The following is a 14,550-nucleotide window of genomic DNA, read 5'->3' on the forward strand; positions in this document are numbered from 1 at the left end:
TCCCTACTCTCCTAGATTTTCGGTGCGTTAGGACTAATTTCCGTAACGCACCTTCGTATTTTAATTACGCACCTTCGCGTAATTTATCTAAGACACTTCTATCTTCCAGAGTGGAAGTATCGCCAGAAACTTCTTGTCCGGCGGCGAGATTTCGTAGTAAGCGGCGCATGATTTTACCCGATCGCGTCTTTGGTAATGCGTCAGTAAAGCGGATTTCCCCAGGACGAGCGATCGCCCCAATTTCCTGAACTACGTGCTGTTTGAGGGCTTTACTCAAGTCTTCGCTGGCTTGATAAGTTCCTTCTAGGGTGACAAAAGCTACCACTTCTTCGCCTTTTAAGTCATCTGGTTTGCCCACTACTGCCGCCTCAGCTACGGCTGGGTGAGACACTAAAGCTGATTCTACTTCCATTGTACCGAGGCGATGTCCTGACACATTCAATACATCATCCACACGCCCCATTACCCAGAAATAGCCGTCTTCATCTTTTCTTGCACCATCGCCGGCAAAGTAAGTATAATTCCCATCTTTGGGGGGGATGTGTTCCCAGTAGGTGCGGCGGAAGCGTTCCGGATCGCCGTAGACAGTCCGCATCATCCCAGGCCAGGGATAACGCACTGCTAAGTAACCACCTTCGTTTTCCGGTACAGTGTTACCTTCTAAATCAACGATGTCGGCCAGGATGCCGGGGAAGGGAAGGGTAGCGGAACCGGGTTTAGTGGAAATTGCCCCTGGTAGAGGCGTAATCATGATACCGCCAGTTTCCGTTTGCCACCAAGTATCAACTATGGGGCAGCGTTCACCACCAATTACTTTGTGATACCACATCCAAGCTTCTGGGTTGATGGGTTCGCCGACGGTTCCTAATAATCTTAAAGAAGAAAGATTACGGGCGTTGGGATGGTGTTCGCCCATTTTAATGAAGGCGCGAATTGCGGTGGGTGCGGTGTAGAAAATATTCACGCCGTATTTTTCAATTACATCCCAGAAACACCCAGGATTAGAGGCACGAGGCGCACCTTCATACATCAGAGTGGTTGCACCGTTGGAGAGGGGGCCGTAAACAATGTAACTGTGTCCGGTAATCCAGCCTACATCGGCAGTACACCAATATACATCTGTGTCTTGTAGGTCGAAAATCCATTTGGTGGTCATGTGAGTATATAGGTTATAACCGCCAGTGGTGTGGACAACACCTTTGGGTTTGCCTGTGCTACCAGAAGTGTAGAGGACAAAGAGTAAATCCTCGCTGTCCATTGGTTCGGCGGGACAATCTGCCGATGCACCTTTTTGTAAATCGTGCCACCAATGATCTCGTCCTCCCAACTGCATATAAATATCTTGTCCGGTACGCTTGACAACCAGGACATTCTCCACACTGGGAACAGCGTCATCAGCCAAGGCTTTGTCTACCTGTTCTTTCAAGGGAACGATCGCATCTTTACGCCAACCACCATCAGCTGTAACTACTACCTTGGCTTGGGCATCAATTAAGCGATCGCGCAATGCTTCCGCACTAAACCCACCAAATACCACACTATGAGGCGCGCCAATTCTGGCACAGGCTAACATAGCGATCGCGGCTTCCGGTATCATCGGCATATAAATACCGACGCGATCGCCTTTCTGCACTCCCAGTTGTTTCAAGACGTTGGCGAACTGGCAAACTTCCCGATGCAATTGGGCATAAGTTAAAGTACGGGAATCTCCTGGTTCCCCTTCCCAAATCAACGCGGCTTTATTTTTCCGCCAGGTTGTGAGATGTCTATCTAAACAGTTGTAGGAAATGTTAATCTTCCCACCCACGAACCACTTAGCAAAAGGTGCTTGCCAATCTAGTACTGTGTCCCATTTTTGGAACCAGTGCAATTCTGTTTCGGCTAATTCTGCCCAAAATTTTTGCGGATCAGCTTTGGCTTTGTCATAAAGACGTTGGTAATCTTCTAGACTTTTAATCTGGGCATTTTGGGAAAACTCGGTACTGGGAGGAAATAAACGTTTTTCTTGCAGAATTGACTCTATAGTTGGCTGAGACATAGTTATAAGGATGAGTAGTATTGTTACTGAAAACTATTTTTATCGGAGTTGTGTCCAACAATATTTAGATTTTCATTAAGCTAAGTAAGCGGTAATTACCTAGTTATTATCATTATGACCTCGACAGTTAGGCAAGGATAATGTTATCAGTCTACGGAAATTCCCTGATAACTGCTGTAGGTACTAGAAGGTCGAAACAATCAATGTTTGTCTTTATACCACTGATAAATAAAATAAGTAGCTATGGTCTTCTCTAGGTTCCCTGGTGTACGCGGAGTGTGTCGTTCGCGGTAGCGTTGCGTAGCAAAGACAGACTCTACATGAATGAATGATTGGAGGTCATCGCCATTCTTATTAGTTCTATTTGGTTACAAGCTATGCTGTCGCGCCTCAAAATTATTACAGGTAAGACAATAGATAAGACTTAGATGATATAATAATGGGCTACTAATTTTTATCCCCCAAGGGTAAACTCTACTACTGCTTAAACAAATTAATCTATTTAGGTTGATATGTTGTATGAAGATACATTTGATATTTTTGTTAAATAAGTTAGTAGTCAGTAAAATTTAGGTATAAATTGGAAAAAAGCGTAAGTTCTTGAAAGTTAGCCATAGTTTGCAAGCAAAAGACATTAAGGACAAACTCCATTCCCTCATTGAGCAGTCATCATCCATAGACCCCAATTTAGCCAGAAGATTGGATGAAATTAATCGTTGGGTAAAAAATATCAAGCCAGGTTCTCTGACAGCAAAACCCTATGTCTTGGCATTTCTTTTAGAGGTAATTACCGACTCTACCATCTGGCTGATACTGAAATCATTACCTTCCCCTGAAGAACAACAAGCAAAATTTGCCCAGATGACTGCTAATGAAAGATATTGGTACGGTTATCTGTTTCCCAAATGGATTAATGCTAGTGACTCCAAGTTCTACATTTGGAAACAAAAATTGATGGCAGGAGAGTTTAATCAAGGCGATGATGATATCATTAAATCAATAGCGCAAGATATTGCCAGTCGAGACGGGAGTTTTTGGCAGCGCTACATCGCAGACCTTTCGATGGCAACGGATTTAATCGTTAGTAATCATCACCAACAACCATTGTGTATTCAAGTTACCAGCGTCAGTAAAGAATTGCATCAACAAAAATACCAGGCTTGGGAAAACACATTGCGATCGTGGGAAATACAAAGAGGGTTATTTTTGAGTTACAACCCTCAAGACGCTAATTTTGTCAACCAGTTAGTTAATGTAGCACTTTATAACAGTGATTACCTTGCTGGTGGTAAGTACTTAAATTTCTCTTAATTATCTTGAAAGTCCGATACTCAAAACTTCTGCTGTCAACTATCTAATTTATCTGCCCATTAAAGCTTGATATGGCTAATCAAAGAGAAACTAATAGCTACACAAATCAGGTGGACGAATTTACAGAAGCATTAGCAACAGCCAGAAAAATGCAGGAAGACTGGCTCAATTATGGGATAAATTTCATCCACATTTACGTTGAAGATGCTCACGGAGATTGGTTAGAAACATGGGGAGATGAAGAAATATTTACTAGTTCAGTACTAAGTAAAATCAAAGAATTTTTGATCAGCGATGATAATGTAGCTCTCAGGTTAAGAAGACATTTAGGCGATGACCTACAGTCGGTGGAATGCCATCGTTCACTATTTGATATAGCAGTCAACCTAGAAGAATGCTGGCAATATCCAACAGAACAAAGGTTAACTGCTATCAAGCATCTATTAGCTAACGATAAAAATTCTGAGATTGCTATTTTGGATTTAGCGAATAGTTTGGTACAGAAATTATCGGAAATTCTGTAAAAAACTTCAGATACTAGCGGCGAATAGGTATAGCCTGTAATTGTTCTACATGGTTTTTAAATATATACCATGTTTGATTTGTGCGATTGCAAGGTAATGGTTTCTCAAAAGTCACTGTATAGTAATCTTTGACTTTTTCCACCCGATTCCCTTCACGGTACTCGGCATTATTATTACGATTATCGCTAATAGAAGAGACAAAAAACTTTTCTCCCGTCCTCACGCCACATTTTTTGTTATTGTCTGTAATTTCCGTTGACTGGCGAAACCAATTCTCTTGCAACTTAAAAGTTGTACCGCCAGCAACCGTAACCCTTAAAATCCTAATCACGGGAACACTAGTGGTTTGGGGGTAAGCGGCCTGAGGAATTATTACACCCAAAGAAGCACCGACAATACTTAAGCAACAAATTAATTTTTGGGGATGCAGCCTGAAATTACCAATAAGCATGGAAAATACCTGTTTTTACGTATACACAAAGGTTTTTATTGCATGATTTTACACTAATCTCGAATATGATCCAGATGCCTGGGGAGTCGTGATAGATGAAAAAATCATTTTTGTGGCTATGTAACTACAAAAAATTTATACATCTTTCCGGATTTCCTCTAGGAGAGTTTTCTTCAGCGCAACAGAACTGCTCAAATTATTGGCTACTTGATAGGGATTTCTATCAAAAATTCCGAACCTTTACCTAATTCAGAAATACACTTAATTTGCCCGCCGTGTTTTTCTACAACAATTTGATAGCTAATAGACAAACCTAAACCAGTACCTTGTCCTGGTTCTTTGGTAGTGAAAAACGGTTCAAAAATCCGCGATCGCATTTCTTCGGGAATCCCACAACCATTATCAGCAATGCAAATTAACACTGTATTATTATTGATGAATTTCGTACTAATTTTAATTTGTGGTGTATCTACTATTTCACCTATCAATCTTGACTTTTCTAGTGCATCGATTGCATTATTGATGATATTCATGAATGCTTGATTCATTTGGGCTGCATAGCAGAGAATTCCAGGTAAATCACCATATTCTTTGATTACTTCAATCTCCACAATATTAGTATTTGCTTGCAAGCGATGTTGTAATATCAGCAGAGTACTATCAATACCTTCATGGAGATTCACCATTTTCGTTTCTGCTTCGTTAAGTCGAGCAAAAATCCTTAGTGATAAGACTAATTGAGAAATGCGCTCTGCACCAAATTTTATGGAACTGAGAATTTTCGCTACATCATCAGTAATAAAGTCTAAATCTAATGCTGTTATCTGTTCTTGGATTTCTGCTTTTGGTTTAGGATAGTTTTTTTGATAAATATGCAGCAATTGAAATAAATTCTCGATGTGTTCAGTAACATAAGTGATGTTACCGTAAATAAAACTAATGGGATTGTTGATTTCGTGTGCAATACCCGCCACTAGTTGTCCTAAACCAGCCATTTTTTCACTTTGAATTAACTGGCTTTGAGTCACCTGTAATTCTTTGAGTGTTTGAGTGATTTCTTCCTTTTGACGATGTGTTTGTTCGAGTAATTCTGCTTGCTGGAGTCCTACACCTAATTGATTAGCAATCTGCACTAGTAAATCTACTTCCTCCTCTTGCCAATCACGGGGTTGAGTATTTTGATAAGCAGCTAGTAATCCCCACAGTCTTTCGCCTTGGAAAATTGGCACAACTATATATGCTCTGGCTTCCATCGCTTCGATGAGGGCAATATGGTATCTAGAATAATCTTGGCTGTAAATGTCTTTAACAACTAGAATTTTACCGTTGATAAAATATTCACCTTGAGTTTTTTGCAAGTAATCGTCTGCAATCACAGTGAGAAGTTTACTGACTGGTGTCCAACCATTACCCAAGGATTCAGCGACAAATTCCCCACTCCAATCAGGTTGGAAACGGTAAATAATTACGCGATCAACTTCCAATAATCGTCGGACTTCTTGAGTACTAGTAGCAAAGATAGTATTTAAATCAAGAGAACGGCGAATTTTCTCTACTGTAGCTGCTAATGCTTTTTCTCTCTCTGCTGCTTTGCGTTCTCGTGCGGCGGCTTTAGCCAATTGTGCAGCCTGCACCTGTAACTGTTGCAAGGTTTCTGCTTGCTGTAAGGCTACACCTAGCTGTATACCAACTTGAGCCAATAAGTTAATTTCTTCATCCTGCCAATAACGGGGTTGGGAGTTTTGATAGGCTACTAGCAAACCCCATAACTTATCCCCTTGAGAAATAGGAACAAAAACTTCATTCCGTGCATATTTACCTGCTTGTGTTTCTTGGAGCAGTAGACGTTCTGTAACAGCTTGTGGCTTAACTACGGGTGTCCAACCATCAACAATGGAATCGGCGACAAATTCACCACTCCAGTCGGGGTAAAAGCGATAAATTGCTACCCGCTCTACACCTAATAAACTTAGCACTTCTTGAGTGGCAGTTTTAAAGATGGTATCAAGGTCAAGAGAACGGCGAATTTTCTCTACAGTGTTAGCCAGCGCTCTTTGTCGTTCAGCAGCTTTAGCAATTTCGGTTGCTTGAGTTTGCATTTGCTGTAGATTTTCGGCTTGCTGCAATGCTACACCTAACTGGGTGCTGACTTGAGTAAGTAAGTATACCTCATCATCTTGCCAATCACGTATGCCTGTATTTTGATAGATTGCTAATAAGCCCCAAAGTTTTTGACCGTGGTAAATAGCAATAATTACATAAGCTCTAGCTTGATAAGTTTCTAATACTTTGATGTAGCAGTCGCTAAAGCCTGCATTATAAATATCATTACAGACACGGTAAATTTCACATTTGGTGAAGCTACCACCTCTGGTTTCTTGTAAGTAAGTATCTACTACTGGGGTAGATGCTAAATCTTTGGCGCTACATTCGCTGACGTTCTTTCGTAATTCCGGTTGCTTTTCTTGTTCATCTATCAAAGAAATCCAACCATCAGCCAAAGATTCAAAGACAAATTCACCACTCCAATCTGGATTGAAACGGTAAATGGCTACACGGTCAGCATTCACTAGCTTTCTAATTTCTATGGTACTAGTGCGAAAAATGCTTTCTAAATCAAGGGATTGGCGAATTTTCTCGATAGCGATCGCCATACTTCTTTGCCATTCTGCGGCTGTTACTCTAGCCTTGGCTTGTGCTAGTTGTGCTGATTGTGCTTTTACCTGTTCTAGATAATCTGCTTGCTGTAAAGCCACTCCCAAATGTTCAGCAATCAATTGCACAAACTCAATTTCTGATGCTTCCCATTGTCGAGGAGTACTACACTGATGAACACATAATAATCCCCACAACTCTTTTCCTTTTATTAAAGGAGCAGCTACGTTAGCACGTACTTGCAACTTTTCCAGCATCTGAATGTGATCATCACTAATTCCCGCTTGGTAGATATTATCTATTGCCTTGATTGTGCCTTGCTGATAAGGTTGAGCAAATTCCTCAGCAAAGCAGTCATAGCCTGGGGTATGGGATAGTCCATCGCTTAATTCGGATGTCAACACTGAAATCCATTCAGAACCCACATCTTCATAAATAAATTCCCCTTCCCATCTCAACTCAGGATAGAAACGGAATACTCCTACCCGATCAGCATTTAATAATTGACGCACTTCCGTAACGGTAATTTGGAATATTATTTCTATGTCCAGAGACTGGCGAATCCGACTAACTACCCCCGAAAGAGCTGTCTTCATATCTGGTTGAGATTCTCGCTCACAAGTTGTTTGTATGGGTTGTACCGTAGAAGAGTTTTCCATTCCCTGTAGGACTTAAAATATCGCAAGGCCTTCTATCTCAGAGTTCCCCGAAGGAGGAGAAATGTAACAAGTAGAGAGTGGGGTGCAGAGGAGCAGGTGGAAAAACTAATGACTATTGACGAATGACACCCACAGAAACATAAAAATTTAGGGACACGATAGAATCATGTCCCTGGAAGAAGATTTTTGTAAAACTGCGTTCAATTTGTCGCTTGAGAATTATCGCCGTTTGGGAGTGCTGCTTCGGAGTGTGCGCTTTTCATTTTCTCGAAGACGGCGATCGCGCCAGTCTGCTACCGTTAAATAAACAACGCCACCTGTAACAGATAGTAACAGCACTAAGGCGACTAGAGCCAAAATACTTAGGAATGGACTTTCCACGATTCCCCTATAGTCCGTTACGTCCCCAAACTACCATCGCAATCGACCAAGTAAACACAACTAACAGTGATACCCAACCAAGTGTCAAAATCGCCATAGTCTCTCTTTGGAAATTATTTACAAAATGTCTCTACTATTTATCATACTGGGGACTGGGTATTGGGGATTGGGTATTGGGCAATTTTCTCATGTTCCATCTCTAGTTGATCGCTGCTGTGAGTCCAAGATTTATCATGAATAGAATTTTTGATGAGCCAGTAATGGCTGAACGGATAGAATCCATTAAGGCTGGTATGATTGGCGGATTTTCGCTGGGTTTGGCTTTTATTGTCACCAGTTTGCTGAATACTCTAGTTTTGGCAAAGTATTTTCCCACACTCGTAAGTCTGCAAATAGATGTTAACTTGTCTTGGTTTTTGAGTGGAGCGATCGCTGGTTTCTCTGGTTTATTATTTGGTATTACTTACCGCTATATTATCCGCACAGATCAAAATTCTCATCTGAAAGATGGTGCTGTGATGGCTTTTGGTTTGGTGCGGGGATTAACTCAGGTAGAAATGGGGTGGAGTAGCAGCAACACAATTTTACCTTGTATAGTCATGGCTAGTGAAAGTATATTGTGGTTTGCGACGGCAGCGATCGCTCTTGATCTGGCTATCCAACTCGGTTGGGTGAAATCTTTTCCATCAAGTTAATTACAATTCAGCAACCAGTGATTTTGTCACTTCTTCCAACACTTTTAGTCCCCGCAGGGAACCTTGAATTAGCCTAGCGGCTGCAATAGGTTGACCCAGGAATCTTAATGCTAAGGATAAAGGTTGTAGAGAACCGTCGGGATTGATGGCTGCTGTGATGTCAGGGATATTGTGATGGCAATCATCGCTAACTACCCTAAGCATAGCTACTGCTACACCAGATCCATTGAAATACTCTAGGGTAGTAAATCCTTCCATATCAACGACATCAGCACCTAAGGTTTTGCCAAGATATTGTTTTTCTGAAGCAGAGCAAATAACGCGATCGCTTGTCAATGACTTAACTAACTTCAGTGTTGGATAATGAGTTTTTAGTGCTGAGTGTATTTCTATAGTGAAAGCAAAATCGCAGATTTGCAATTGTTCCTGATAAATACAACTTTCATACAACACCACATTCCCAATACAATCTTGCGGGGTTAAGCTGCCACATAGACCCACAACCAAGACTTTTGGTTGTAAATAACCGGTAGAGTATTCCTGCTTTGGCAATTGTTGGAGGTATTTTGTTAACGGCTTTTTACCTACTGGCACTGGTATAATTTTAGGCGTTTTACCAGTGACTCGACTTAAGCCGCGACACACAGCCATGTATTCAGAACCTTGTGGCACAAGAATTGTGTTGATAGTCAAGTCGCTTCGCTCCAATTCAAAATTCAAAATTCAAAATTCAAAATTAAAGACAATTAGTGGGAGCTTGTTGGCGTAGCCTTGCCGCAGGCTATTTTGCATTTTGAATTCAAAAAAGGCCATTAGTCAGTTGTCAATAGTTTACCCTTACACCCCTGCTCTGTACTCCGCTTACTCTTCGACTCGCAAAGTGTCAAGGATTACTGTAGCATGACAATTAAATGTGTCTTCCGCCTGATGAATTTCCAAGATGGTAAAGCTAACTAGCTCAAAATCGGCACGACAACGCTTCAATTTTTCCCGATGGGCAATTGAGTATTCGTGGCTGACTGTCAGTTTTTGGATTGCCGTAGCGGTAGCTGGCGCGCTGGCTTTCAGTTCCCTTAAGTATGCTTTGTTTCCAGACATTACCTTTCCGGTAGTGGTGGTAAATGCTACGGCTCCTCTGAAAACTGCCGTGGATACTGAAGCAAAGCTTACCATACCTATAGAAGAGAGTCTGCGTTCTTTAGAAGGACTAGATAATCTCCGCTCATCTAGCTATCCTGGTCAGGCTGCTGTGAGTCTGGCTTTTAGTGTAGGAACAAATCTCGAAACTTCCACTAGTAAGGTCGAAGCAGCACTCAAGCAGTTAAACCTTCCTCAAGGCGCAAGTTACAAAACTATTCCCTTGAACTTGAATGAGTCTGCTGCTGTGAGTTATGCCATTGAGAGTAATTCTCGGAATCTGGCAGATTTAACAAAGTTAGCTCAAGACCAGATTACACCAGCGATCGCTAAGTTACCAGGAGTCCTCAAAGTGTCGCTGTTGGGCGCTCCGACTGCCTCACCACCCCTGAATGCTGCCAGTGATAGCCTTGCGGCTCTTAGTCAAGGTGCAGGCACTCTAGTCAGGTTCAATGGTCAATCAGCATTGGCATTTCAAGTAATTAAACGTGGTAACGCTAACACCTTAGAAGTTGTTAGTCGAGTCGAACAAGAAGTGCAGAAGCTCCGTGCTAATCTCCAAGATGTCAAACTTACCTTAGCCGCGACTCAAGCAGAATATATCCGCCAGGCCACTAAGTCAACCATAGATGCCCTCATAGAGGCGATCATCTTGTCCATTGTGGTGATTTATCCCTTTTTATGGAATTGGCGGGCAACTTTTATCTCCGCATTGGCTATTCCTACATCCTTGCTGGCGACATTTATCGTGATGGCGATTTTTGGCTTCAATCTAGAAACCATTACCTTACTGGCTCTAGCATTAGTCATTGGGAGTGTAATTGATGATGCCATCCTTGATGTAGAAAATATCTTACGGCACATTGAAGAAGGCGAAACCCCCCGCCAAGCTGCTCACTCAGCCACAGACGAAATTGGTTTGGCCGTCGTCGCCACTACCGCCGCCGCCGTAGCAGTATTCTTACCCATCGGTTTGATGGGTGGAGTAGTTGGGCAATTCTTCAAGCCTTTTGGAATCACGGTTTCGGCTTCCTATATAGCTTCTACCTTGGTTGCTCGTACCCTATCACCAGTTTTGGCTACCTATTGGCTAAAACCTGCCACACAAACTTCTCAACGAAGTGAAGCCAATATCTGGGGAAAATTTACCCAATTTTATCGAAACTTACTCAACTGGTCTTTAAATCACCGCAAAACAGTCATCACCTTAGCCGTACTCAGTTTTGTTGCTGGTATAGCATTAATACCATTCATCCCAAAAGGCTTTATTCCCAAACTAGACCGGGGTGAATTCAACATCACCTACACCGCACCCTTACCCAAAATCCCAGACTTGGCAGCTTTACAACTACAAGCAGGAGCAGGACAAAGAAGTAATATTACCCAGTCCCCAATCCCCAATCCCCAATCCCCAATCCCCAATCCCCTCAACGACTCTCTAGAAGCAGCCAAAAAACTAGAAGAGGTAGTGAGAAAATCCCCAGATGTAGAAACAGTTTTTACCACAGTTGGTTCTCGTGAGGGTGAGCCGAATAAAGGAACACTGTATGTGAAGCTAAAGGAAGACCGTAAAATCCAGACTGCGGAATTACAAGACCAATTACGCTCAACTTTGCCTAGTCTCCCTGGCGTAACTACCAGTGTGGAAGATATTCAATTTGTTGATACGGGTGGACAAAAACCTCTACAAGTAGCATTAAGCGGTAACGATTTACAAGCTCTCAATCAAACCGCTAAGAAAATTAAAGAGCGCATCGAGAAAATACCCGGATTCGCTGATGTCACAGTTACCGGCGAAACCAATACTCAGGATCAGGTTTTGCAAATTGAACGGCTGAATAATCAACGGGTAGCTTATATCAGCGCTAACTTGGGACAGGATTTATCTCTAGGTAATGCTACTGATAAGATAGTAGCGGAAGCCCAGCCCATCTTACCTGCTGGCATCACATTAAATTTGGGAGGAGATTCGGCACGCCAAAGCGAGGTTTTTGGTAGCTTTGCTTCCACTTTGGCGTTGTCAGCACTGTGCATTATCGTCGTACTAGTTTTATTGTTCAAAAGTTGGATAGACCCAATAGTAATCGGCGTTTCCTTACCTCTGTCCATTGTGGGTGCAATGCTGGCGTTACTCTTTACCAAGAGTGACTTTGGGATGATTTCCCTGATTGGTTTTGTCTTCTTACTGGGGTTAGCCAATAAAAACGCCATTGTCCTAGTAGATTACATCAACCAACTACGTCAAGCTGGCTTAAACCGTACAGAGGCGATTCTCAAGGCAGGCCCGGTACGTTTGCGCCCCATCATCATGACCACCATTTCCACCCTGTTAGGAATGTTACCCATCGCCTTGGGTTTGGGTGCGGGTTCAGAATTGCGATCGCCTATGGCTGTAGCGATCGCTGGTGGACTGGTAACTTCTACCATCCTCAGTTTGATTGTGATACCCGTGGTATACGCCATTTTGGACGATTGGTTTCCCCGGTTTGCCCACAAGGAGAGAAACTAATGCGGGTCTTTGTCACGGGGGCTACGGGTTTTGTTGGTGCTAATCTAGTGCGATTGCTGCTGCAACAAGGATACACGGTCAAAACCCTAGTCCGTCCTCAGAGCAATCTGGGTAATTTACGCGGTTTAGACGTGGAAATTGTCGAAGGAGATTTCGATAATCAGTTCCTTTGGCAACAGATGTCTGGTTGTCGCTATCTGTTTCATGTCGCAGCCCAATACTCCCTGTGGCAAAAAGACCGTGATTTACTCTATCAAAACAATGTCCTCGGAACTTTTCAGGTGTTAGAAGCAGCCCAAAAAGCTGGAATTGAACGTACTGTTTACACCAGTTCCGTAGCCGCTATTGGGGTCAACCCCTCTGGTGAAATTGCAGATGAAACTTATCAAAGTCCCGTAGATAAGCTAATTGGACATTACAAAAAGTCCAAGTTTCTTGCAGAACAGGAAGCTGTACAAGCCGCAGCCAAGGGACAAGATATCGTCATCGTTAACCCCAGCACCCCCATCGGCCCCTGGGATATCAAACCTACACCCACTGGCGATATTATTCTGCGGTTCCTGCGGCGACAAATGCCCGCTTATGTGAATACAGGGCTGAATTTAATCGATGTGCGGGATGTAGCTTGGGGACATTTACTAGCCTTGGAAAAAGGCAAAAGTGGCGATCGCTATATCTTAGGTCATCAAAACCTCAGCCTCCAGCAACTACTTGAGAAACTGGCAGAAATCACAGGTTTACCCGCACCCCAATGGACTGTCCCAGGCTGGTTACCCCTAAGCGTCGCCTGGATGGAAGAAAAGATTCTCGCACCCTTGGGAAAAACTCCCTCAGTCCCTATAGATGGTGTCCGTATGGCACAACAAACCATGTACTACGATGCCTCAAAAGCCGTCAAAGAATTAGGTTTACCCCAATCTCCTGTCGATATTGCCTTGAAAGATGCGGTGAATTGGTTTGTTTCCCAAGGTTATGTCAAGTGAGGTGAAAAAGAGGCAGGGAGAAGAAAACTATTAGCAACTGACAACTGACAACTAACAACTGACTAATGACTATTGAGGAGTAATACAGTGGCGGTTAACTTACAACAAGCGATCGATATTGGTAAGTATTTAGTTACGCAACGTTTTTTAGGACGCAAACGTTTTCCCTTGGTATTGATGCTAGAACCACTGTTTCGCTGTAATCTAGCGTGTTCTGGTTGTGGGAAAATTCAGCATCCTACAGAGATATTGAAACAGAATTTGACTCCCCAACAATGCTTTGCCGCAGTAGATGAATGTGGCGCACCAGTGGTTTCTATTCCTGGGGGAGAACCCCTACTGCATCCCCAGATTGACGAGATTGTCAAGGGTTTAGTTGAACGGAAAAAGTATGTTTATTTGTGTACCAATGGCTTGTTATTGGAAAAGAGCCTAGATAAATTTCAACCCTCCCCCTACTTGACTTTTAGTGTGCATTTAGACGGTTTGCAGGAGTGGCATGATAAATGTGTAGATCGAAAAGGGGTGTTTGATATTGCCGTCAAAGCCATCAAAGCTGCCAAAGCCAAAGGTTTCCGCGTCACCACCAACACGACTATTTTTGAAGGTTGTGATCCCCAGGAAATGCAGGAATTTTTCGATTTCCTAGAAACCCTCAACACTGATGGCATGATGATTTCCCCAGGTTATAGTTACGACTGGGCCCCAGATCAAGACCATTTTCTCAAACGCGAGCAAACACGCGCCCTGTTTCGGGAAATCCTCACACCCTATAAAACTGGCAAGAAAAACTGGAATTTTAACCACAACCCCTTATTTCTAGACTTTCTTGTCGGTGAGAAAGATTACGAATGCACGCCTTGGGGTAGCCCTAGTTATAGCGTTCTCGGTTGGCAAAAACCCTGTTATCTTTTGAATGAAGGACATTACACCAGCTTCAAACAACTGCTAGCAGAAACAGACTGGAGCAAATACGGCCGCGCCAGTGGTAATCCCAAGTGTGCAGATTGCATGGTTCACTGTGGCTACGAACCTACCGCCGCAATGGATGCTATGCAACCGCAAAATATTACCCGTTCTCTTGGGAGTGTGTTTGGTAGATAGTAGGGATGAGGTAATGGGTGCTGGGGATTGGGGAACAGCACTCATAAGATTATTGTTGGCGTAGTCTGTGCTTGTGTATAAAAATCCAAGTATCTGTAGGGTG

The 14,550-nt window shown here is 42.8% G+C and carries 13 protein-coding genes; 6 read left to right on the plus strand and 7 right to left on the minus strand.

Annotation, left to right across the window (positions count from 1 at the left end; translation table 11 throughout):
- Window positions 1-64: 64 nt before the first annotated feature.
- On the minus strand, window positions 65-2,038 hold the full coding sequence (acs, locus tag ACN222_RS21290) for an acetate--CoA ligase (protein ID WP_096637192.1): 1,974 nt from the start codon (window positions 2,036-2,038) through the stop codon (window positions 65-67).
- Between the two features lie 618 nt (window positions 2,039-2,656).
- Here acs and ACN222_RS21295 point away from each other — a divergent pair.
- Together ACN222_RS21295 and ACN222_RS21300 are read left to right on the plus strand one after the other, a co-directional pair.
- On the plus strand, window positions 2,657-3,349 hold the full coding sequence (locus tag ACN222_RS21295) for a hypothetical protein (RefSeq protein WP_190449730.1): 693 nt from the start codon (window positions 2,657-2,659) through the stop codon (window positions 3,347-3,349).
- A 71-nt stretch (window positions 3,350-3,420) separates the two neighbouring features.
- On the plus strand, window positions 3,421-3,873 hold the full coding sequence (locus ACN222_RS21300) for a hypothetical protein (RefSeq protein WP_010998397.1): 453 nt from the start codon (window positions 3,421-3,423) through the stop codon (window positions 3,871-3,873).
- A gap of 13 nt (window positions 3,874-3,886) precedes the next feature.
- On the opposite strand, the gene ACN222_RS21305 is transcribed toward ACN222_RS21300, so the two are convergent.
- From ACN222_RS21305 to petN, 4 genes are all read right to left on the minus strand, one after another.
- Window positions 3,887-4,324, minus strand: coding sequence for a hypothetical protein (locus ACN222_RS21305; protein ID WP_010998398.1), 438 nt, complete (start codon window positions 4,322-4,324; stop codon window positions 3,887-3,889).
- Window positions 4,325-4,527: 203 nt separating this feature from the next.
- Complete coding sequence (locus tag ACN222_RS21310; RefSeq protein WP_010998399.1) at window positions 4,528-7,638, minus strand: GAF domain-containing protein; 3,111 nt, start codon at window positions 7,636-7,638, stop codon at window positions 4,528-4,530.
- A 219-nt stretch (window positions 7,639-7,857) separates the two neighbouring features.
- Window positions 7,858-8,019 carry a hypothetical protein gene (locus tag ACN222_RS21315; protein WP_010998400.1) on the minus strand — a complete coding sequence of 54 codons (162 nt, stop codon included), beginning with the start codon at window positions 8,017-8,019 and terminating at the stop codon, window positions 7,858-7,860.
- 7 nt (window positions 8,020-8,026) lie between these two features.
- The gene (gene petN, locus ACN222_RS21320; protein ID WP_010998401.1) at window positions 8,027-8,116 is read right to left on the minus strand and encodes a cytochrome b6-f complex subunit PetN; all 90 of its coding nucleotides are present in this window, start codon (window positions 8,114-8,116) and stop codon (window positions 8,027-8,029) included.
- Between the two features lie 136 nt (window positions 8,117-8,252).
- Here petN and ACN222_RS21325 point away from each other — a divergent pair, with 136 nt between their 5' ends.
- Complete coding sequence (locus ACN222_RS21325; RefSeq protein ID WP_044522134.1) at window positions 8,253-8,714, plus strand: hypothetical protein; 462 nt, start codon at window positions 8,253-8,255, stop codon at window positions 8,712-8,714.
- On the opposite strand, the gene ACN222_RS21330 is transcribed toward ACN222_RS21325, so the two are convergent.
- Complete coding sequence (locus ACN222_RS21330; RefSeq protein ID WP_044522136.1) at window positions 8,715-9,365, minus strand: phosphorylase; 651 nt, start codon at window positions 9,363-9,365, stop codon at window positions 8,715-8,717.
- A gap of 210 nt (window positions 9,366-9,575) precedes the next feature.
- Window positions 9,576-9,812: a hypothetical protein gene (locus ACN222_RS21335; protein ID WP_010998404.1), complete on the minus strand. Its 237-nt coding sequence runs from the start codon at window positions 9,810-9,812 to the stop codon at window positions 9,576-9,578.
- On the opposite strand from ACN222_RS21335, the gene ACN222_RS21340 reads away from it, so the two are divergent.
- From ACN222_RS21340 to hpnH, 3 genes are all read left to right on the plus strand, one after another.
- The gene (locus ACN222_RS21340) at window positions 9,748-12,360 is read left to right on the plus strand and encodes an efflux RND transporter permease subunit (RefSeq protein WP_231865573.1); all 2,613 of its coding nucleotides are present in this window, start codon (window positions 9,748-9,750) and stop codon (window positions 12,358-12,360) included. The genes ACN222_RS21335 and ACN222_RS21340 overlap by 65 nt on opposite strands.
- A complete protein-coding gene (hpnA, locus tag ACN222_RS21345) occupies window positions 12,360-13,343 on the plus strand; it encodes a hopanoid-associated sugar epimerase (protein WP_010998406.1) in 984 nt (327 codons plus the stop codon). The genes ACN222_RS21340 and hpnA overlap by 1 nt, the downstream gene beginning before the upstream one ends.
- An 87-nt stretch (window positions 13,344-13,430) precedes the next feature.
- On the plus strand, window positions 13,431-14,447 hold the full coding sequence (gene hpnH / locus ACN222_RS21350; RefSeq protein WP_010998407.1) for an adenosyl-hopene transferase HpnH: 1,017 nt from the start codon (window positions 13,431-13,433) through the stop codon (window positions 14,445-14,447).
- Window positions 14,448-14,550: the final 103 nt, after the last annotated feature.

This window comes from Anabaena sp. FACHB-595 (assembly GCF_048568275.1).
Classification (GTDB): Bacteria; Cyanobacteriota; Cyanobacteriia; order Cyanobacteriales; family Nostocaceae; genus Trichormus.